Source organism: Secundilactobacillus odoratitofui DSM 19909 = JCM 15043, from assembly GCF_001434895.1.
Classification (GTDB): domain Bacteria; phylum Bacillota; class Bacilli; order Lactobacillales; family Lactobacillaceae; genus Secundilactobacillus; species Secundilactobacillus odoratitofui.
Window position 1 is genome coordinate 17,526 of sequence record NZ_AZEE01000027.1, and the last position, 21,995, is coordinate 39,520.

At 44.8% G+C, this 21,995-nt stretch carries 19 protein-coding genes; 4 read left to right on the top strand and 15 right to left on the bottom strand.

Annotated elements, in window-relative coordinates:
• Positions 1 to 94: 94 nt before the first annotated feature.
• Positions 95 to 1,522 carry an APC family permease gene (locus FD04_RS02645; RefSeq protein WP_056946766.1) on the bottom strand — a complete coding sequence of 476 codons (1,428 nt, stop codon included), beginning with the start codon at positions 1,520 to 1,522 and terminating at the stop codon, positions 95 to 97.
• A gap of 272 nt (positions 1,523 to 1,794) precedes the next feature.
• Between FD04_RS02645 and FD04_RS02650 the strand changes: the two genes are divergently transcribed.
• Complete coding sequence (locus FD04_RS02650) at positions 1,795 to 2,241, top strand: NUDIX hydrolase (protein ID WP_054699578.1); 447 nt, start codon at positions 1,795 to 1,797, stop codon at positions 2,239 to 2,241.
• 43 nt (positions 2,242 to 2,284) lie between these two features.
• Positions 2,285 to 3,133 carry an aldo/keto reductase gene (locus tag FD04_RS02655; RefSeq protein WP_054699576.1) on the top strand — a complete coding sequence of 283 codons (849 nt, stop codon included), beginning with the start codon at positions 2,285 to 2,287 and terminating at the stop codon, positions 3,131 to 3,133.
• Between the two features lie 134 nt (positions 3,134 to 3,267).
• Here FD04_RS02655 and FD04_RS02660 read toward each other — a convergent pair whose 3' ends face one another.
• From FD04_RS02660 to fabI, 4 genes are all read right to left on the bottom strand, one after another.
• Positions 3,268 to 4,122 carry an SPFH domain-containing protein gene (locus FD04_RS02660; RefSeq protein WP_056946769.1) on the bottom strand — a complete coding sequence of 285 codons (855 nt, stop codon included), beginning with the start codon at positions 4,120 to 4,122 and terminating at the stop codon, positions 3,268 to 3,270.
• 411 nt (positions 4,123 to 4,533) lie between these two features.
• A complete protein-coding gene (locus FD04_RS02665; protein ID WP_054699574.1) occupies positions 4,534 to 5,226 on the bottom strand; it encodes an ABC transporter ATP-binding protein in 693 nt (230 codons plus the stop codon).
• 4 nt (positions 5,227 to 5,230) lie between these two features.
• Positions 5,231 to 6,286, bottom strand: a complete 1,056-nt coding sequence (locus FD04_RS02670; protein WP_054699572.1) for an ABC transporter permease — start codon at positions 6,284 to 6,286, stop codon at positions 5,231 to 5,233.
• A gap of 147 nt (positions 6,287 to 6,433) precedes the next feature.
• A complete protein-coding gene (fabI, locus tag FD04_RS02675; RefSeq protein ID WP_056946772.1) occupies positions 6,434 to 7,192 on the bottom strand; it encodes an enoyl-ACP reductase FabI in 759 nt (252 codons plus the stop codon).
• Between the two features lie 194 nt (positions 7,193 to 7,386).
• On the opposite strand from fabI, the gene FD04_RS02680 reads away from it, so the two are divergent.
• Positions 7,387 to 8,028: an SDR family oxidoreductase gene (locus tag FD04_RS02680; RefSeq protein WP_056946774.1), complete on the top strand. Its 642-nt coding sequence runs from the start codon at positions 7,387 to 7,389 to the stop codon at positions 8,026 to 8,028.
• A gap of 199 nt (positions 8,029 to 8,227) precedes the next feature.
• Here the strand turns inward: FD04_RS02680 and FD04_RS02685 are convergent, their stop codons facing one another.
• Positions 8,228 to 8,746 carry a plasmid pRiA4b ORF-3 family protein gene (locus FD04_RS02685; protein WP_054699570.1) on the bottom strand — a complete coding sequence of 173 codons (519 nt, stop codon included), beginning with the start codon at positions 8,744 to 8,746 and terminating at the stop codon, positions 8,228 to 8,230.
• Between the two features lie 213 nt (positions 8,747 to 8,959).
• Between FD04_RS02685 and FD04_RS02690 the strand changes: the two genes are divergently transcribed.
• Complete coding sequence (locus tag FD04_RS02690) at positions 8,960 to 12,397, top strand: DEAD/DEAH box helicase (RefSeq protein WP_056946777.1); 3,438 nt, start codon at positions 8,960 to 8,962, stop codon at positions 12,395 to 12,397.
• Positions 12,398 to 12,496: 99 nt separating this feature from the next.
• Here FD04_RS02690 and FD04_RS02695 read toward each other — a convergent pair whose 3' ends face one another.
• The 9 genes from FD04_RS02695 to FD04_RS02735 form a co-directional block, all read right to left on the bottom strand.
• The gene (locus FD04_RS02695; RefSeq protein WP_054699568.1) at positions 12,497 to 13,618 is read right to left on the bottom strand and encodes a VanZ family protein; all 1,122 of its coding nucleotides are present in this window, start codon (positions 13,616 to 13,618) and stop codon (positions 12,497 to 12,499) included.
• 168 nt (positions 13,619 to 13,786) lie between these two features.
• Complete coding sequence (locus FD04_RS02700) at positions 13,787 to 15,085, bottom strand: pyrimidine-nucleoside phosphorylase (RefSeq protein ID WP_056946780.1); 1,299 nt, start codon at positions 15,083 to 15,085, stop codon at positions 13,787 to 13,789.
• Between the two features lie 49 nt (positions 15,086 to 15,134).
• Positions 15,135 to 16,091: a sugar-binding transcriptional regulator gene (locus FD04_RS02705; RefSeq protein ID WP_056946784.1), complete on the bottom strand. Its 957-nt coding sequence runs from the start codon at positions 16,089 to 16,091 to the stop codon at positions 15,135 to 15,137.
• 271 nt (positions 16,092 to 16,362) lie between these two features.
• Positions 16,363 to 17,070: a purine-nucleoside phosphorylase gene (gene deoD, locus FD04_RS02710; RefSeq protein ID WP_056946787.1), complete on the bottom strand. Its 708-nt coding sequence runs from the start codon at positions 17,068 to 17,070 to the stop codon at positions 16,363 to 16,365.
• A gap of 15 nt (positions 17,071 to 17,085) precedes the next feature.
• Positions 17,086 to 18,285 carry a phosphopentomutase gene (locus FD04_RS02715; RefSeq protein ID WP_056946790.1) on the bottom strand — a complete coding sequence of 400 codons (1,200 nt, stop codon included), beginning with the start codon at positions 18,283 to 18,285 and terminating at the stop codon, positions 17,086 to 17,088.
• A 13-nt stretch (positions 18,286 to 18,298) separates the two neighbouring features.
• Complete coding sequence (gene deoC, locus FD04_RS02720; RefSeq protein WP_054699566.1) at positions 18,299 to 18,949, bottom strand: deoxyribose-phosphate aldolase; 651 nt, start codon at positions 18,947 to 18,949, stop codon at positions 18,299 to 18,301.
• A gap of 184 nt (positions 18,950 to 19,133) precedes the next feature.
• A complete protein-coding gene (locus FD04_RS02725; RefSeq protein ID WP_056946792.1) occupies positions 19,134 to 19,694 on the bottom strand; it encodes a TetR/AcrR family transcriptional regulator in 561 nt (186 codons plus the stop codon).
• Positions 19,695 to 19,791: 97 nt separating this feature from the next.
• Positions 19,792 to 21,012 carry an MFS transporter gene (locus tag FD04_RS02730; protein ID WP_056946794.1) on the bottom strand — a complete coding sequence of 407 codons (1,221 nt, stop codon included), beginning with the start codon at positions 21,010 to 21,012 and terminating at the stop codon, positions 19,792 to 19,794.
• Positions 21,013 to 21,168: 156 nt separating this feature from the next.
• Positions 21,169 to 21,948 carry a DUF975 family protein gene (locus FD04_RS02735; RefSeq protein WP_054699561.1) on the bottom strand — a complete coding sequence of 260 codons (780 nt, stop codon included), beginning with the start codon at positions 21,946 to 21,948 and terminating at the stop codon, positions 21,169 to 21,171.
• Positions 21,949 to 21,995: the final 47 nt, after the last annotated feature.

Here is a 21,995-nt window from a genome sequence, read left to right on the forward strand (position 1 = left end):
TCAAAAAAGTGACAGCTATGTCTGTAAAGACAACAATATCCCGTACGACTAAAGTCATACGGGATATTGTAAATATTATTCGCCAAAATATTGGTTAATCTTTATTATTCAAATACGAATGGCGAGCACCGTATAACAGGTAGACAATGATCCCAACGACGAACCAGACCAATGCATAAATCTTGGCATCTTTATCCAATCCCCAAAAGACGGCCAATGCACCTAAGAAGGCCACGAATGGCAAAACTGGGTACCACGGCATCTTAAACGATGGATCAGGGATATCCTTGCCTTCACGTGGACGCAAGCGATAAATACCAAGCGACACAAACATGAACGCAATTAAAGTCCCTGCAGAAATCAGTTGAGATAAGAATGCGAATGGGAAAAGTGAGCCAATCACAACGCCGACCACGGTAATCGTGGTTAACGCGTGATTAGGTAAATTATCCTTGTTTAACTGGCCCAACCACTTTGGTAATAAACCATCGCGGCCAAATGAATAAACCAAACGAGAGCCAGCTAGCATCATACCGATCAAGGCAGTAAACATCCCGACCACGGCAATGGCTTGAACAACGGTAGCAATAACCGCGTGGCCACTCTTACGGAGTGCCCAGCCAACGGGTTCAGCGTTGTTTGCGTAAGCACTGTAGTGGAACATACCGACCAATACCAAGGCCACAGCCACGAACAAAACAACCGCGATCACTAATGAACCTAAAATACCACGTGGCATGGTTTTTTGAGGATTCTTGGCTTCGGCAGAGTTAGCAGCAATCGAATCAAACCCAATATAGGAAAGAAAAATCATCGATACACCAGCGTAAATACCTTGCCAACCACCAAATTGATTCCCATTCACAACTTTATGAGCGGGAATAAATGGCACGTAGTTTTGCGCGTGAATTGCTGTTGCGCCAACCACGATAAAGAGTAAAACAGCCAAAACCTTGAGAACCACTAAGATGTTTTGTACTCGGGCTGCCGTTGATACCCCTCTTGATAATAGAAAGGCAACTAACAACACCACAACAACAGAAGTGATATCAATGATACCGCCATCCGTACCAAACGGATTAGCGAGTGCTTTGGGATATGTAATGCCCAATGGTTGAATCAATCCTCGGAAGTTAGCAGAAAGTCCCGAGCCGACAAAGGCCACCGCAATAAAATATTCAGCTAACAGCGCCCAGCCGGCAATCCAGCCAAAGCCTTCACCAAACACAACGTTGATCCATGAATAAGCAGAACCAGCAAATGGCATTGCTGACGCCATTTCAGCGTACGCAAACGCGACTAAACCAGCAACCACTGCGGCTGCTAAAAATGAAAGGGCCACGGCTGGACCGGCATGTTGTGCGGCCACAACCCCTGGTAACGTAAAAATAGAAGTGGAAACGATGGTCCCAACCCCTAGCGCAAGGAAGTCCTTAACTTCCAACACACGCGCAAGGTGAGAATCTTTATCCTGATACACCGCAGGATCTTCCTTACGCAAAAAAGTACTTTTAAAACCCATACAATTCCTCCTGTGACGGATACAGTCCGCCTATGTATTCCAACTTTAAACCTAACATGCTCATGTACATTAGAAATAAATGAGTATATTTTAACAAGAATTTTAAATCTGTGCAAGTCACAGTATATAACACGCCCTTAACAAACTTGTGATACCGCTTTTTTTCAACATTTAACAACGCTAAATTTATACTAAATCCTCTCATTTTAATGACGTCTGTCATTCTAAATCAAATGGCGTACAATAAAAGGAAAACTATCGGAGTGACCATTATGAGTTACATCTTAAACTTACGACAAAAAGTTGGCCATGATCCATTAATTTCAACCGGTGCTGCCACGCTGGTCTATAATGCATCCGCCCAGCTACTATTCGTCTATCGGAGTGATACCCATCTCTGGGGGCTGCCATCCGGTTCTAAAGAAATTGGGGAACAACTAGAAGACACCGCTATCCGGGAAGTTCTGGAAGAAACCGGCGTTCACGCCTCTCGGTTACGGTTTGAAACTATCTTGAGTGGCCCGGATATGCAGTTTGTCTATCCAAACGGTGATGAAATCGACGCGGTGATCGCAGTCTATCAGGGATTCACCCAAGATACCGCGCTTCAGCCACAGCCCGGTGAAACTGAAAAAGTCGCTTTTTTTAACCTCGAACAGTTACCAGACGCTATGACGGCCTTCACACACCAAATTTTAGAGGCTTGCCATTTGGTTTAAGACACATTTGGACTTATGCTTTAAATAGAAGGAAGGGTTTAACATGCAAACTGTTACACTAACTGGTCGACAGGTACCTGCCATTGGCATCGGTACGTGGCATATGGGCGACGACCCGCTTAAACAAGAAGCCGAGATTGCTGCGATTCAAGCTGGGCTTGACGCCGGTGCTCAGGTGATTGATACCGCAGAAATGTACGGCTCCGGCCGCTCAGAAACCTTGGTTGGCAAGGCAATTAAGAATATTCCTCGTGACCAGCTCTATTTAATTTCAAAGGTCCTACCTAATAATGCCTCGAAAGCAAAGATGTCACAAAGTCTCGATGCAAGTCTCAAACGACTGGGCGTTGACGCTTTGGATCTCTATCTCTATCATTGGCGTGGTGGTGTGCCACTTGTTGAGACCGTTGATGAACTGGAACGACTTAAAACAACCGGTAAAATCAAGGCCTGGGGCATCTCTAATTTTGACACTGATGACTTGAAGGAGCTTTGGCAATTACCATCCGGACCGATGGCTGCAGCCAACGAGGATCTTTACAACCTTGGGAGCCGTGGTGTGGAATATGACTTGCTTGCTTGGCAAACTACTCATAATCTACCATTTATTGCTTATAGTCCGGTTTCTAATGGTGATCAACTCGGTGCCAATTTGACCACAAATGCTAATGTGTTGACCGTGGCCAACCGTCACCATGCGACCCCGTATCAGATTATGTTGGCGTGGGTCATTTCTCGGCCACAGATTTTAGCGATTCCACAAACCAGCGATGCGACCCATATGGTTGATAATGTGACAGCTGGCAACCTGAAGTTAACAGCCGACGACCTGAAGTTACTCGACCAAGCGTACCCTGCGCCAACAGAAAAGCAGCCACTCGATGTTTTATAGCCTGACAATTAGCAACCGTTAGAGAACCGCACAGTGCAGTTGATTTTAAATGGCCCAAAATTTCCGATTAGTCAGGAAATTTTGGGCCATTGGTGTCCCTATTCAGATTATTTGTACACAGTGAAACTAATCATCTATTCTGTCTGGTTGGTGTTGATTACCGGTTGAGTACCACGTTCAGAAATAATCGTCACCATGACGTTATTGATCAGCTGAAGTTTACGGTCATCTGATAGTTTTAAATCCGTGTCCTTTTCCAATTTAGCAATCGCGTCTTCAGTAATTGAAACCGCACCCTCAACAATAATTTTTCGAGCGGAAAGGATGGCCGCCGATTGCTGACGCTGTAACATGGCACTGGCAATTTCAGTGGCGTACGCCAAGTGCGTTAATCGAGTCTCCATCACTTCTACGCCAGCGATTTCAAGACGAGACTGAAGTTCTTCCGTTAATTTATCAGAAACCTCAGTCGGGTTACTCCGCAGAGTCAACGTATCTTTTTCATCAAAAGAATCATACGGAAATTCAGAGGCGACATGACGGATTGCCGACTCACTTTGAATTTCAACAAATTGCTCATAGTCGTCTACGTCAAACAGCGCCTTACTGGTATCCACAACCTTAAACACGATTACGGCAGCAATTTCAACCGGGTTACCCCGCAAATCATTGACTTTGAGTAAACTACTATTAAAGTTACGAACCCGTAATGACACCGTTGCCTTATTGGTCAACGGCACCGTCATGAAAAGGCCAGCTGACCGGATCGTGCCAATATATTGACCAAAGAAGGTCAACGCTTTCGCTTCATTTGGTGCAATAATCGTTAAAGAGCTTGAAGCAATCAAGGCGACGATGATTACGATCGTGCCAAAAATAATACTGGAAACTGACCGCAACCAAAGTAACCACGCACCACCTAACAACATTAAAATTGCAATAATTAGACCCAAATAGCCATTAACATGGAAAACAGATTTCTCTTTCATCACGCTTGCCTCCCTTTTAATACTTCTATTATACGCCACAAAAATTTAGCAACTATAAATTTGTACTAATCTGAGTCGCTTTTCTTTGATTTTGTCAAAAAAAAGCTATAATTTGATTAGAGCGTTTGTGTGGGGTACTGCTCCCCCTACCCTTCAACTTTATAGTTGCGCAGTGACTCCCTCCTCACATAAACGCGCTAACTACCCGCATCGGGCAGTCTAGTTACTCATCTGGCGAAATCTCTCCATTTCGCTGGATTTTTATTTTTTAAAAATTAAAAGTAAATTAAAGCGCACTATTTTAGTCGCACCAAAAAAACAACTATCCGTGTCGATTCGGTCAAAAATGGCCCCTGAATTCTCAATTATGAGAACCAGGGGCCATTTGCTTGATTTATCATTGGCCAAAACTTATGATTCTGATTTTGAAATCTGATTAGCCGATAGGACACCATCTTGCAATTGATAAACGTTATCAGCCACAGCCATTAGTCGCGTATCATGTGTCACGATTACTACGGCTTTGTTACGTTCAACTGCAAGTTGTCGAAATAGTCGGCCCACCGTGGCTACCCGTTCACCATCTAACGCCGCCGTTGGTTCATCTGCCAAGATGACGGCAGGATCTGGATAAAGGGCTCGCGCAATCGCAACTCGTTGTTGCTGTCCACCAGATAGTTCACCTGGATACTTATTAATTAAATCACTGATGCCAAGGGTGCCCAATAACGATGCCAACTCGGCCGACGTTAAATGCGTCTTCGGTTTAATGTGGTCCACTAATTTGAACTGGTCTGCAACGGTCAGATAGGGTAATAGATGATAGGCCTGCAACACAAAGCCAATTTCATTGAGCCGCAAGCGATCCCGTTCTTGCCTGGCTCGCTCACTGTATGGTTCACCTGCCAAACTGACCGAACCACTGGTTGGTGTCAATAAACCACCGGCAATCGTAAGTAAGGTACTTTTACCCGAACCAGACGGCCCCATGATCAAGCTTAAAGTGCCGGGTTCTGCTTCAAAGGAAATGTCGTGCAACACTTGTACCCGTGCCGTGCCAGTTCCAAATACTTGATTGACATGCTTAATTGATAAAACTGCCATGACTTTATCCTCCAATCACACTCACCGGGTCAACCTTCAGCACACTTCTAACGGGAACGAGGCCACCCAATAACGACATCAACAGTAATCCGAATCCGACACTACCGAGAATTGGTAGATCAAAGGCCATTGGTACGGCAGCAGGCATTGCAAGCGCGGTCGCAATCGTCAAAACTGTTGCAATCAATAAGCCACCAACCGCCAGCAAGAGTGATTGACTGATCGTAGCCCCAACCAGGATACGACTCGGAACGCCTTGCACTCGTAGCACAGCGTAGTTTGGTAACTTTTGCAACGTCAGGATGTACAAAAAGACGGCAATCACAATAAGTGAAATCAACATTAAAAAGCCAATCATGAGTTCAAAAGTCATGGTTTGGGCGGTATAGCCCGGTAATTTGTTAATGAACGTCTGCTTCGAATAAGTCTTCACCCCTGATTGGTGATTACGATAATTTGCATTCTTTGAAACAACAGCACTGGCATAAATGCCGCGCATCGAAGACTTAAGGCCGTGCCACGTCGACAACTGGCCGTACAGTACCGGCGCCACGTTCATCTTGGCGTTTTTGGTAAAGCCAACAATGGTGTACCGATGCTGTCCGTCGTTTAACTTGATTTGATCACCCAATTCATAGCCCGCTTGCTTAAAAGCTTCGTCTGCCACAACTTGATATTGGTTTTTCGATCGGTGGCCACTGGTCAGCTGAATTGATTTGGCTACAAATTGATTTGCCTTTGTGCCTACCAGAACTGCTACCGAGTTGGCATGCCCCTTTGCTTTGGCAACCACCGAGGTTTGACCAACAACCGCTTCTTGTTTGCTCAAATGACCGACCTGTTGCTTGGTCATGAATGACTGACGCATATCGACATTCGCACTATCACTCAGACTAACATTTTGAAACCCCCATGAATTATAGGCATCCGTGTTCTGTTGGGCCAAGCCAAGCGCGAGTCCCGTCAAAATAAAAATCAGGTAACCAATCAATGCAATCATGGCAACAATTAGACCTGAGCGAACTTTTTCTTTCTTAATTTCCCTTAACGCTAAAAACATTGTTGGCTCCCTTCAGTCACTCGTTATTTCATTTATCACTTGATAAATATAGCACGAAATAAAAAACTGTCAACTTAAGATTTATGACCAAATCTCATTGACAGCTTTATAATTCGGTACCTTTTACAGGTTAGTTAAATGCAATCATTACATCAAATGTGTCCCTTTATCGACATAAATGGTATCCCCGACGATTCCGGTCGATAATGAACTTAGCAGGAAGGCAGCCGTGTTACCAACTTCTCTCGCGGTAATTCCTTCACCATCAACGGAACGTTCATTGGAAATTTCGATTAGCTTGTTGTAGTCTTTCACACCCGTGACCGCCAATGTCTTAATGGCACCGGCAGAAATCGCGTTCACGCGGATTTTTTGACTGGCCAGATCACGTGCTAAATAACGAACCGAAGCTTCCAAACCAGCTTTGGCGATCCCCATGATGTTGTAATTTGGTACGGCTCGTTCCGAACCCATGTAGGTCAAGGTAACAATTGATCCACCTTCATTCATGATTTCACGCCCATACTTAGCAACTGAAATCAATGAGTAAACACTGATTCCCTGGGCCTTGGTGAAGCTGTCTAAACTTGCATCCGTGGTTTCGCCCTGTAAATCTTCAGGATCAGCATAAGCAATCGCGTGGATAATGCCATCAATGTTACCAATACTCTCGTGAATGGTTTTAAAGGTAGCTTGAACGTTTTCTGGATCACTCACATCACATTCCACTTTAGTGACTGACTCATCAATAAACTTGTTCAAACTGCGTAACATCCGCTCGTTTTGGTAAGTCAACACGATCTGTGCGCCTTGTGCCTCAAGTGCCTGAAAACATCCGTAGGCCAGACTACGCTTATTAGCCACACCCATGATTACAATTTTTTTACCGTCTAAAATGCCGCTCATCATAATACCTCTTTTAATCAAAATTTAAATAATAGATTATGCCATTAACTAAATTGGCTTATTCCTTATTCTACCTTATTCACCTTGTCAAACACAAGTAACGGACACGAGCTGCTATCTGTCCGTTACACATCACGATCTGCTGACTATAATATAATTTGTAAAGTAGTTGAACCCATAAGGAGGAACTCAATATGACTAATGTTTTAATTTTAGGTGCAAATGGTAAAATCGCCAAATTAGCTGAAACCCAATTATTGGCAGAAACTGACCACCATTTAACCCTCTTCTTACGCCGTGCGTCACGCCTAACTGTGGCTGACTCAACCCGTGAAACCGTGATTGAAGGCGACGTAACTGATCAACCCCAACTTGAAAACGCCATGAAGGGTCAAGATATCGTCTACGCCAACCTTGGCAATCAAGCCATCGAAAACCAAGCCAAGTCCGTTGTGGCTGCTATGAAAGCAACTGGTCTCAAGCGACTGATTTGGATCTCAACCTTAGGTATCTACGATGAAGTCCCTGGCAAATACGGTCAGTGGAACCATCAAATGCTTGACGGTGGCTACCTTGAAACTTACGCTGCCGCTGCTAAGGTAATTGAGGCCTCAGACTTAGACTACACCATTATTCGTCCTGCCTGGTTATCCAACAAGGATATCGTGAGCTACGAAACCACGCAAAAGAGCGAACCCTTCAAAGGCACGGAAGTATCACGCAAGAGTATTGCCGACTTAGTGGTATCACTCATCAATAAGCCAGCCAATTCAATCGGTCAGTCGCTGGGTGTTAACCAACCCGATACTGATGGCGATAAGCCCTCATTTTATTAATGATCATTACTGACTAACGCGCCCCTCCAGCGAACTAGTCTTTCAACCTAGATAAAACCAAGCAATCAATGACCTCCCCATCCGTCTCCCCAACGGATCAGTCATTGATTGCTTGGTTTTTTGTGTCATTTTAACTTGATATGTAAACCGACTCACCAAATATCAGTGAGCCGCTCGATTGATTCTAATGATGCTTAACTTAATTCCACCAACTCATAAGCTTCATCAGCTGTGCATTGATGGCTTGTTCATCGTACTGCGTCCCGGCAACTTGCTCATCGGCAGTACGTGAATCCTCTGCAGGTGCCGCACCAGAACCATTGATGACGACGGGTAACTGTTGATAGCCCGCAGCCACAACTTTGTCATAACTCAGGGTATCAGTCAGTTCAATCTCATGTTGCCAATCATCACCAAAATCGTAAACATAGGTTACAGGACCCTGCTTTAAATCTGGTAGTGCTGTAAACTCACCTTCTGGCTTAGTTTCAACCAGCCCAAAATCATCATCGGCCATGACGATCCCATATTCGACTTTGGTGTCATTACTTGGCCGAAACGCGTGTAAATGGGCATTTTGCCAGTTAAATAAAATTTGAATAATTGCGTGTAGTTGATCATAGCGCACTGTGTCTGGCACCAAAATCTCGCGTGAAACTGGTTGGTCGTTGACATCCTGCAATGTAATTTTAAGTTGTAGTACCTTTCCTTGGGCCACGTTAACGTCCTCCTAGACAGTTGGTTTTATTTGTAAGTAATCGATTACGTTGTGAACAGTCAAATGACTCAACAACGTCTGCCGTTTTTATTTTACCATGACTTGAACTGATTTAATGACGTGACTTTCAAATTCCTATTTAGACGTTCACATCAAAAACTTGGTATAATGATGGGATGAACAATTTTGAACGAGATTAACGGAGGCTTTCATTTGAACGAGCGTGACATTCCTAATAAAATTTTAGCCCGTGGCCGGACAATTGCCCGCGAACAGCGATTGTCAATCGATTATATCGATAATGATCAACGAGAAGTCAATGCAACCGTCAATGGCACATACGACTACGGTGTGACGGTGAGTGCAAGTGGTGAAAACGACTACTGTGAGTGTCCCTACTTTCCAGAACACGGTTACTGCAAACACATCGCAGCCGTACTATCACTACTAAAGAATCAGCATCGTCCACTAGCAACGCTCTTTAGTAGCGTCGATCGTGATGATCATTTTGAAGAGGAATTTCCGGATGACTTTCTTACTCGTAGTGCAAACTTTGAATCAACGCTGCGTCGTCACCCGTCCGCTGCCGCACGGATCTACCCCAATAAGGCTCAGTACAATTTGTTACGCTCTGATAGCAAGCAACTGACTGATTTTCTCGCCAATCATCCTGAGCCAACACCAGATTCAACCAGCGTCTTGCCGAATCTGTCTCAACTTGACCCAGACATTGAGCGCTACTTTGCTCGGTATCAACCACAAAACCGGACCTCAAGCGGTGCTAATTTTTTGGCCCAGCTCAACCTGCCTGATCAGCAGTACTTTACACCTATCACTGAAAATGAAGTGACTTCCCAACCCCTTGATCTTGCGGTTACGCTAACTATTTTGCCATACAGTACGGACTGGAGCTCAATTGATTTACGGGCGTTTATTTCCCTCCACATTGCTGACCAAGTTCAGCATCGTTTCTATAAAGTCGCCAATATCAATCAATTCTTAACGATTTACCAGCAAGAAGGTAATTACCAAACGGGTGGTAAAGGCTTGTTTCACTTGTCCTCATCTGTATTTTCAGAAGCTCAGGTACAGTTGCTGACGCTTTTAATTAACGGTTCTCAACCAGAACCTAACCGCTTTCAAGGGTCCAATAATGATCGCAACGCCAGCCGCTTATTAGCGAGTGGCGACCTCGCTCGTCTTGCACCACTGACTGAGCACTTAAATAACTTCGATTATGAATCCACCAATTTGCGCAATTATGATCGCCTAAAATTAACTGACTATCACGCTGAGGATGGTCTATTAACCGCTCATGTATCACCATCGACTACTGGGTATGACTTTATTTTAACCAGTCAAATTGATGATACGCTGACAAAGGATCACCTGGTTACCAGCGGTGAGCAACTCTTTCAGCTGACTGGTCCACAGTTCGAGAGGGTCAGCGATTTTCTAGATAACTATGAAGAAACTGCTACTTTTGATACCCAAGCCGATGCGGGTAAGCTTCAATTCAAAACGAGTGAAATTGACAGTCTAATGCGGTTAACTGATTACTTTAAACAAATCGGAACACTGGACGAACTTCCAGCTAGTATCGTTCAACCCCACACGACACCCCACTTTGATCTCAGTACTGATTCAACTTGGTTACTGCTCAAGCTGACCTTTGATTATCAGGGTAAGTTATATGCTAAATCTGAGTTGGATCAAGTACCAGCTGAACAACGCCAATTTGAAAAGGAACGACAAACTGAGATTTATCTGAGTTCACTTGGCTTTACCAATCAAAATGGCACTTGGCAAAAAGCTTTCAATACACCAGAAAAGCTCTATCAATTCTTCATTCGTGAGTTACCCAACCTACAAATTAATGGTGTAACGACGGTGAGCGCTGACCTCCAAAGCCGGCTGCAATCTGGCAGTCAGGTCCAGTCAACCATAGACGTGAGCGAGGATAACGGCTTGTTGTCCGTTAACTTTTCACTAAGCGGCATTGACGAGCAAGATGTTGATCAGGTCCTACAACAGCTAGACGTTAACCGACCATACATTGCCCGTGCGGACGGCAGTATCATGCTGGTTGATCACGATTTAAAACAACTTAATCAGGCGTTGATCAAATTGCGTCATCAAGGTCAGTTACTTCACGGCCGCATGCAAGTGAACGCAGCTCAAGCACTAGCGGTTCAAGCCGCAGTTGGTGACACTGCGCAATTTGACGCCAGTTTCAAACAGCTTGCCGACGACCTTGCTCACCCCGAACATTTCGACATCACCGATGAGTCCGCGGTTCAAGCAACCCTGCGTCCATACCAAATTACCGGAGTAAAATGGTTTGAAATGCTGAATAGTCACGGCTTTGGCGGTATTTTGGCTGATGAAATGGGACTTGGTAAAACACTCCAAATGATTACCTTCTTAAACAATCATTTGGATGCTGACCATCCTGATCTCGTTGTATCACCCGCTTCGCTCATCTATAACTGGTTAGCGGAATTTCACAAGTTTGCACCCAACGTGGCTGTCGCTGTCGTAGATGGCAATAAGGCGCAACGTCGGCAAATTATCAATGATACGACCAACACAGTTCTGATCACCAGTTACAATAGTGCCCGTCGCGATGTTGAACTCTACAATCAGCGCGGCTTAAACTACCTAGTGTTGGACGAGGCACAATTCGTCAAGAACAGTACGACCAAGACTCACCAACAATTGCGTCAACTCAATCGTCGCAACACCTTTGCGCTATCCGGTACGCCAATCGAGAACCGGACTGAAGAATTATGGGCCATTTTCGCACTGGTCATGCCAGGACTCTTACCTAATAAAACGGCGTTCCGGAAACTGACACCAGACGACATTACCGTTCGAGTCAAACCGTTTATCTTGCGTCGAGAAAAGGAAGCCGTTTTAACGGACCTGCCACCAAAAATTGAAACTAATTTGACTAATGACATGACGCCGGAGCAAAAAACAGTTTACTTGGCACAACTCCAGCAGATGCAAGTTAAAGTTCGCGGAATGTCTGCCACTAAATTCGTTAAAAATCGAGTTGAAATTCTGGCTGGCTTAACCCGTTTACGCCAAATCTGTGACACACCAGCGCTCTACATGGATGATTTCACAGGTACCTCTGGCAAGTTAGAACAATTAATTGAGCTACTCAATCAAGCAGCTGAAAATAATCGCCACGTCCTGATTTTTTCACAGTTTACTAGTATGCTGAGTATCATCGAAGAACACTTGGCGCAGGCTGATTTACCAGCCTATGTGTTGAAGGGTGACACCAAGCCAAAAGACCGGCTGGCCATGGTTGACGCCTTCAATGCTGGTGAAAAAGCCATCTTTTTGATCTCGCTAAAGGCCGGTGGTACTGGTCTCAACCTAACCGGGGCCGACATGGTTATTCTAGTCGATTTATGGTGGAATCCTGCCGTTGAAGACCAAGCAACAGCCCGGGCACACCGAATCGGACAGCACCATCAAGTCGATGTGTACCGTTTGATTACGCAGGGTACAATTGAAGAACAAATCTATAAATTACAAGAACAAAAGCGTGACCTTGTGGACCAAATTCTCAGTGGTACCGAGAATAAAGGTGCACTGACTGAAGAAGAAATTCGCAGCATCCTTGGGATTTCATAGTGCCAAAACTTTAAACTAAAACAAACGCGGTTTCATCAAAATCCAATCTGGGATTCTCGATGAAATCGCGTTTTTGGTTAATAATTAATGGTGATTCTACTATGCATAGGAAGACTGTAACCGAGTCTTGCTCCATCGTTCAAACAGGAGCGCATGACTAGGCCGGAATAGATCAATCATTAAGTCTAAGCCAAACACAATAATCACAATCGCAACATAGATAAACATCACAGCACCTAAAATCGAGTACAAAATACTGGTGTGATCGATCACCGCTGCGATACTCCCAATCACAGCCGGTAAAATAAACATACTGTATCCAATCAGCCATCGCGTAATGATTGCCTTTGTAGGTGCTAATTCACCACCGACCGTTGTCACTTTCAAATGAACTAGTCGCATCCCAAGGGTCTGATGCCACGCAAGTTGCGGCAGCAAAATGACGAGGATCAGTGCGAAAAGGGCAATGGGCTGAGCAACGGATTCAACTGTCAAACGTGCTAAGCTCGCAAAAATCAGTAGGCCGCTGTTAACCATCGCGAGGCTGATCAGGTCAACCACCAGTGCAGTCGCATGACGGAAAGTCGACACTTGTCTGGACTGAATCTGCAGCCGTTCAGTAATGTGCTCGCTGGTTGGTAGCAACGGCAAAACCCAACCTGTCAGCCAAAAACCGACTATGCCACCGGTGGTATTTAAGAGTAAGTCATCCACATCGAATAACCGGTAAGGTCGTGGATAGAACCCGTAATCTCCCGATAGCTGGGTCAATTCGAAAAATAATGACAGGCAAAACGCCATCAACAACGTTTGTCGCCAAGATTTACGAAAATAGGCTCTGAGGTAAAATCCAAACGGAATCGTCAAAAACACGTTGAATAATGGCTGTATCACTGTCGGGCTCTTGATGGTTGCAATCCAAGTATGAATATTTGTGACTTGCAACGGACTGTACTTGATAAATTGCCGGACAAACATCAACGGCTGTAAATTATACTTTGGTGTCGTCAACTTGGCCACTTCAGCGACGGATGGTAACGGCAATATAATCAAAAAGTACGCACACATCAGGTAGAAAATAAAACTGTATAACATGAGTATCGACCATCGTGAAACTGCTCCAAAACGATGGTAATGCCACAACAATACTGGAAAAGTGATCAATAATGCCACGAAGGGAAATATGATCATCGCCATTTTAATATCGAATAAGTAAACCATGACTGTCCTCCCAAACTAAGCTCATCTTAATGTACCCTTGGAGAGGTTATTCTGTCAATTATTCGAATACTGATTGCTGCAAGTGTCATTGTCGTTGTTTATGCCACTACAGACTGACGCCCCAGTTTCCGATTTCGAAACTGAGGCGTTAATGGTTATTCTACGTAGTTATTTAATAATCTCGTGAATCAACGTCAACGGCTTGGCGCTGGCTTCGATCTTAATGTTGTCATACAACAACTGTTTGATGTCTTCAACATCTTCACGGTCGGCATAAATCGTTAGCAACGATTCGCCTTCGGCTACCGCGTCGCCCACCTTTTTGTGTAGCTCCAGACCAACGGCATAATCGAGTTGATCATCTTTGGTTTGCCGGCCACCGCCTAATAGCATGCTGGCAATGCCCATTTCATCAGCTGTCATTTCGCCAACGACACCACTAGCTTTGGCAGGTAACTCAATCTTAAACTTCGCTTGTGGCATGATAGTTGGATCATCCACAACGCGACCGTCGCCACCCTGAGCAATGACCATTTGACGGAAGGCTTCTAGGGCTTTACCACTCTTAACACCTGCTTCAAGCATTTGACGGGCTTCTTCAAGGGTATCCGCTTTTTTAGCTAACACGACCATCTGGCTACCAAGGGTCAGGACTAAGTCAGTGATATCTTCAGGGCCTTCACCCTTCAAAATATCAATGGTTTCTTTGATTTCGAGCGCATTGCCAATCATGTTCCCCAATGGCTGATTCATGTCGGAAATAACTGCCATGCAGTCCATCCCAACACTTTTACCAATTGAAACCAGCGCCTTGGCCAAGTCACGGGCTTGTTCTTCACTCTTCATAAAGGCCCCGGAACCAGTCTTAACATCCAGCACTAAAGCATCCGTTCCAGATGCAATTTTCTTACTCATGATGGAACCGGCAATTAACGGAATTGAATCAACAGTGTCGGTAACATCCCGCAGTGCGTAAATTTTCTTATCAGCTGGCGCGATGTTACCCGTTGCACCCACAATGGCTAGGTGAATGTCTTTGACCTGTTGTTTAAATTGCGCTTCAGTTAGCTCAACGTTAAATCCTGGGATGGCTTCAAGCTTGTCTAAGGTACCGCCGGTATGGCCCAACCCACGACCAGAAATCATTGGGATTGGAATCCCTAACGCCGCAATCATTGGTGCAAGCGGCAAACTGGTTTTATCGCCGACACCACCAGTCGAATGCTTATCAACCTTGATGCCAGGAATGTCAGATAAGTCGAGCTGATCACCAGATTTCAACATCTGCATGGCTAGTTCTGCCTGTTCATCATCTTGCATGCCGTTAAAATAAATTGCCATTAACAGGGCACTGGTTTGATAATCTGGTATCGATCCGTCCGTTACACCATCAACAAAAAACTTAATTTCTTCTTTCGATAAAGCGCTTCCATTTCTTTTGTGATCAATCACGTCGACCATTCGCATCGTAATTTCCTCCGTTCGTTAATTGCTGTGATTATCATGGCGCTTAAACCTAACCTTCATCTTCAAGTAAGCGGTGAGCGGTATCGATATCAGTTATCAAACAGTTCGTATACCCACCGGTCAAAGCACCTTTAATGGCGTCAAATTTTCGTTCGCCGCCCGCAACTAAAATTGATTTTTGTTTATGTTTGAGGTCAGCTAACTGTACACCAACCGTCCGTGCGTTAATTTTAGGGCACGCCACTTGCCCGTCACGATTGTAAAAGCGTGAACAGATGTCACCAATCGCGTTTTCTTGAATGCCAGCCTGTTCGGCTTTTGAAAAATAGCCGGTTTGAAATAACAGGGCATCGTCATGAACCGTTCCCACCGTATAAAGGGCAATATTAGCCTGTTGACCAAGCGCAATCAGCTTTTTAATGTGTCGATCTTGCATCACGATGTCATGCGTCGTTTGAGTCTCAAAAATGACCGGTAGCGGCATAATACTTGGTGACGTATGAAAGGCCCGACCAAATTTCATTAAAATATCTTCGGCAAACACTGGCGTTGGCGTGTAAGTCATACTCCCCTTCAGTTCAACCACCGTTACATTCTGAGCGGCTTGTTCTTCAAGGTGGTCAGCGACTTGGTTCATCGTTTTCCCCCAGCTGACCCCGATAATATCATGGTCCTTAACGGTTTCAGTTAGATAATTCGCCGTATACTTACCCAACGCTTCAATCAATTGTTCGTAATTCGGCGTACTGGTATACACAACGTGCGCTTCCTTTAACGAAAACCGATCGCGTAGTGCCCGTTCCAGATTCGACACACTGGCAAATGGGTCAATCACCTTAATTTGGACGTAGCCCTCATCCAAGGCAAACTGTAAGAGTCGCGAGACAGTTGGTCGTGAAATTGACAGTTTTTTGGCAATTTCCGCCTGTCCTAGTTTTGACTCGTAGTACAGTCTTGCAACTTGAATACTGTCGCTAATTCTTTTTTCGCTGACGCTTTTGTCCATGAGTGATCGATCCATTTCTTTATTATTTTGTGAGCAGCTCATATTTGCCTAATCGGGCTTCAACAAGCAGAGACTTGCATGTAAGGGACGACCCACACCAACCCAAGTTCGGGGTTGGCGTTGGCGTTGACACGCTACTGTTTTATTGCCTAATCGGGCTCCTACAAGCAGAGACTTGCATGTAAGCGACGACCCACACCAACCCAAGTTCGGGGTTGGTGTGGGTCGTCCCTTACACTCCAGTCTCTAAACACTTGTTTGTGCACCTTATTTATAACTTAATCGCTGTTTCCAATGCGACTGTCATCATATCAGCGAATGAACTTTGACGTTCTTGCGCTGATAAGGCTTCACCAGTCGTAAGGTTATCACTTACGGTATTGATTGACAATGCCTGTACGCCGTATTTGGCAGCTAACATATAGAGCGCTGCAGTTTCCATTTCCGTGCCTAAAACACCGTAATCAATCAATTGTTGATAATCGATCTCATCGTTGTAGAAGCGGTCAGCACTAAAAATGTTGCCCACCTTAACCGGAACATCCGCCGCTTTAGCCGCTTCGTAAGCCTTTAACAGCATATCAAAGTCAGCCGTTGGGGCGTAGATAACGCCTGCCTTAAAGGTGTTTTGGATAATTGCTGAATCCGTACTTGCCGATTGCGCGATTAAAATATCTCGAATCTTAACGGCTTCACCAAACCCACCAATGCTACCAATCCGCATCAAGTGTTTAACCCCAAAGAACTTGATCAGCTCGTTGGTATAGATTGAAATAGAAGGAATCCCCATCCCGGTGCCTTGAACTGAAACCTTGTGACCCTTGTAAGTTCCAGTATAACCAAAGGCATTTCGAACTGAATTGTACTGAACAACGTTCTCCAAGAAATTATCCGCAACATACTTTGCTCGTAATGGATCACCCGGCATCAAAACCGTTTCTGCAATATCGCCCATTTCGGCGCCAATGTGTGTACTCATGGTGTTGTCCTCCTATTAGTCGTTTGTGGTTAATTCACTCAAAAAGCTTGTGCCGACTTGGTTGCCACTTACGCCAAAGTTCTCAAGCACCGTTGCGCCAAAGTCAGCGTAGGTTCGACGAATGCCAAGTGACTTGCCGTGCTTAAAACTTGGTGAGTAAGCAATCAATGGAACGTATTCACGAGTGTGATCCGTTCCCTTGAAACCTGGATCGTTACCGTGATCGGCCGTGATGATCACCAAATCGTCGGCGGTTAAGTTGGTCAAAAAATCACCCAACTGTTGATCAAAAGCCATCAAAGCTTGACCGTAACCTTCAGGGTTGCGTCGGTGCCCATACATCGCGTCAAAATCAACCAAGTTTGTAAAACTAAAGCCGTTAAATGACTTCTTAGCGTTTTCAATCGTCTTGTTCATGCCGTCTTCATTGCTTTCAGTATGGACGCCTTCAGTAATGCCGTGACCTGAGAAGATATCATTGATTTTTCCAACGGCTAACACGTCTAACCCAGCAGCCTTTAATCGATCCATATCAGTTTCGCCAGTTGGTTCTAGCGCAAAATCATGTCGATTGGCGGTTCTGGTGAAATGATCTTTATCAGGCCCCACGTATGGTCGTGCAATAATCCGACCAATTCGATATGGTTGGTCAATCGTGATTGAACGGGCATACTCACAGATTCGATACAGTTCTTCAAGCGGAATCACATCTTCATGTGCGGCAATCTGCAGAACTGAATCACCAGAAGTATAGACGATCAAGTCCCCGGTAGCCATCTGATGCTCACCATAATCATGAATCACATCCGTGCCAGAGTATGGTTTGTTGACGATAACGTGTCGACCACTAAAGTCTTCTAGTTGTTTAATCAGTTCAGCTGGAAAACCCTCTGGGAAAAAGCCAAGTGGCTCTGTGACGGGTAAGCCCATCATCTCCCAATGGCCATCCATACTGTCCTTACCAACTGACGTTTCGTGCATCTTGCCAAAGTAAGCGATGGGGTCATCAACCACAGCGACACCTTCGATTGGGTTATCTGGTCGAATATTTGAAAGGCCCATTTTCTCAAGGTTTGGTAGTTTCAACTTTCCTTGGAAATGTTCACCAATGTGGCCTAAGGTATCTGCACCAACATCACCGAATTGATTGGCGTCACTGGCTTCACCGATACCGACGGAGTCAATAACGATTCCAAATACACGCTTAAAAGTCATTTAAGTTGCCTCCTTAGTCTTCCGTTACGATCTTAACGCTGGCACTGGCACCAATCCGTGAAGCGCCAGCAGCAATCATTGCTTCGGCTTCAGCCTTTGAATGAACACCACCAGAAGCTTTGACACCTAAACGATCACCAACGGTTTCACGCATCAATTTAACGTCTTCGACCTTTGCGCCTGCTGTACTAAAGCCAGTTGAAGTCTTAACGTAGTCTGAACCGGCCTTTTCGGATAATTGGCAGGCACGGACTTTTTCTTCTTCGTTTAGCAAGCTAGTTTCGATAATCACTTTGAGCAACTTACCCTCAGCATGAACCGCTTCAGCAACGGCTTTAATATCAGCTAATACGGCATCGTCATGGTGTTCTTTTAATTCACCAATGTTGATCACCATATCAAGTTCGTCGGCGCCATCAACAATCGCCTGCTTGGCTTCGAGGACTTTACTTTGTGTGGAAGTAGCCCCCAGAGGGAAACCAATAACAGTACAAGTATTAACATCACTAGCCTTTAGGGCTTCGGCAGTGTGTTTTACCCAATATGGGTTAATGCAAACAGAAGCAAAATCATATTCGATGGCTTCGTTAATAACCTTATCAACGTCGGTTTGTGTGGCATCGGCGTTTAAAATGGTGTGATCAATATACTTTGCTAGTTTCATGGTTGGACTCCTTTGTTAAATCAACTTTTTAGTGTATGTGTTTTGTAACCGTTTACATCATATCATCTGATTGAACATATGTAAACACTTACACTGAAATTATGCAAAGATTGTTCAATTCGTAATTAGTGTTCGGGTTAATCAAAAAGGCGCTTACCGAATTTGGTAAGTGCCTTTAAATCACCTATTTAGCTGGTTTGATCGTCTTGATCTTAAACATCTTCACTAACTCATTAACTGTGGTTTCTAACTGTCGTTTATTGACCTTCTCAGTACCTTCTGCCACGTAACGTTCAAGAATGCCCATCAGCATGCCAGCTACTGCACTGTTCATAATCGTGGGATACTTAGACGATCTGATTTTATCAATGACCGGATCATCAATGGTACTCTCCTGGACGCGCTGATAGATCAACTCCCACAAGATATTGTTTAAAATCTCGTGGACGTCCGCGCGACTTTGGCGGGTTGGCGCCAAGTGGCGTAGAACTGGCCAATAAACTTCAACATAACGTACAAACTGGACCATCAACGGTTGATCTGGAATGGTCTTATCAACCGTCTCTTCGATCTCAGCCTTCAAAAGCGACTTCTTATCTGGAAAATAACGGTAAAACGTACTGCGAGTGACGAAACTCGCCTCGGCAACGGCGGAAATACTGATCATATCATAGGGCTTGTTCATCAGTAAATCCAAAAAGGCTGTCAAGATTTGACGCCGGGTTCTCTCTTGTGCTTTCCCCATATCAATTCTCCAATTCTCTTAATCAATTACTCGAATCATCCCAATTCACATTAGAATTGTACTAACTCCACTTGCGATATTCAAGTAAATCAACTTGCTAATTGGATTCCTTAATCGTTTTATAATCGGCTTTGTAAGCCCATTCAACGATAACGAGGTTAATCAGGACTAGACCAGTCGTCATTAGAAATACATAACGATAGTCTAAGACCCCAGCGACACCAGAAGCTAACATTGGTCCGACAACTGAACCAATTGCTTGAGCTGACTGATTATAACTAAAAATTCGACTAATGGACTCTTGAGGAGTTGCTAAGGTCATGACTGTCTGAGTAATCGGCAATAAGGCCGCATCTGAGATGCCGACTAAGAAACGGAACACACCCAGGGCAACCACGCTGGTAACAAAAAACATTGGTACAAACATGGCTGCACAGAAAATCAAACCAGCAACTAACACTTTTCTGGGCCCGATATGATCACCAAGTGCACCCAGTCTCGGTGCCGCCAACAAAGTGGCAATCCCTGGTAAGGCAGCAATCACTCCGCTGGCCATGGCAATGTTGCCCCGGTTATGCATCAGTTCCTTAACAAACAAACTAATGATTGGGTTGATTGAAGTAGTCGCTGCTTGAATCAGCATTGAAGAAATAATCATTGCCCAAACCACCCGCACTCGTTTTATGCCGACAAAAGCGCTTTGTTTCGCATATTTAGGATTGTCAATCGGCGTAAAGTTTTCCTTGACGAAGAAGTAAGTCGTAATTGAGGCGATGAACATCAGTCCCCCGAACATAAAAAACGGAATCCGGTAACCAAATATACCAGCAATGTAACCACCAATAATCGGCCCAATCAACTGACCACTCACGTTACCAGTCGTCAACGTTCCCATGGTCTGACCGCTCTTTTCATTCGGCACCTCACTGGCAATCAGGGCATAGGCGTTATTAATGTAGCCCGAAAACGCCCCTTGGATCACCCGTAAACTGATCAGAATCCAAACGTTGGGTGAAAAACCAGTCAGTGTTGCCGTAACGGTCATTCCCAGCGCAGCACGCATCAGCATTGGTTTCCGACCCGTTTTGTCCGCTAATTTACCCCAAAACGGCGAAACGATTGCCTGACTTAAAAAAGTGCCAGAAAAGGCTAGTCCTGCATAAAGCGTCAGTTCCCACTTTGGAAACTGCCCCATTTCACTAATAAAGAGCGGTAGGAACGGCAAACTCATGCTGGCCCCTGCTCCTGTAATAAAGTTACCGACCCACAACGCGTAGAGGTTGCGCTGCCATTGTGGGCGTTTTGTTGTCGCTGCCATCTAATCATCCATTCTATGTATGTATTTACAACAATTTTAGCACTTGCAAACCCAGCCGGTTACACAATTTCGTATGAAAGCGCCACCGATTAGAAAAGTCAACGTAACTTAAAAAAGTGCACCGACGCCATCGCATCCAGTGCACCCTATATCACTTTATTCAGTTTTATCGTCGTTATCAGCTGTTTTTTCGTCACCATCTGCTGGCGTCTCTGGCTTTGATTCAGTCGTTGATTGATCAGCATCGTCAACTGGCGACACTACCGTTGGTTCTTCATCTGACTCGTCTTCTTGAGCAGCCAAGTTAACGTAAAAGTTAGCCATGGTCTGATTCATGTATGGTACGACCCAGATAATTGGAATAATCAATACGCAGGCGATGCCCCAACCAATGAAGCTTAGCTGCATCACAAAGTATTCCCATTTATGACCGTCCATCATCTTTCGACTCAACGTGATGGCCTCTAAAAAGCCAATCTTGTGACCCTGATCCAAATAATCACGATAAATGTAGATGGCCTGTGAATAAGCTAACCCCTTAATGATCCCAGGAACTAACAACAAAACGGACCACAAAATGGTAAAAACTGATGTAATAATCTCAAGGGCAAATGCACCCCATAAGTAAGCGCCACGGTTAAAAATCGTGAACGACTTGCTAACGGGTTCTGTGAGTTCAGCCACGCCGCGTTGTAAGTCGATCAGCACAAAACTAACCCCGACTGTGAGCAATCCGCTGATAATGCTCAATAAGCTCAAAAGGTTATAGCCAGGATTATCAACCCCAGCCCCGTTCATCCACTGCGGTACTGCAGTGACGATCATAATAATGAAAATCGGTAAGAATAATAGCAAATAAAACCGGAAGTTACGGTCTAAAAGCTGGCGCGCATCCGCCTTAAATTGGCGACGGCGTGTTGACATGGTTTCTTCCATCGATGTTTCTCCTCTCAATTAGAGCCTGACCTCCAGTGACCAACGTC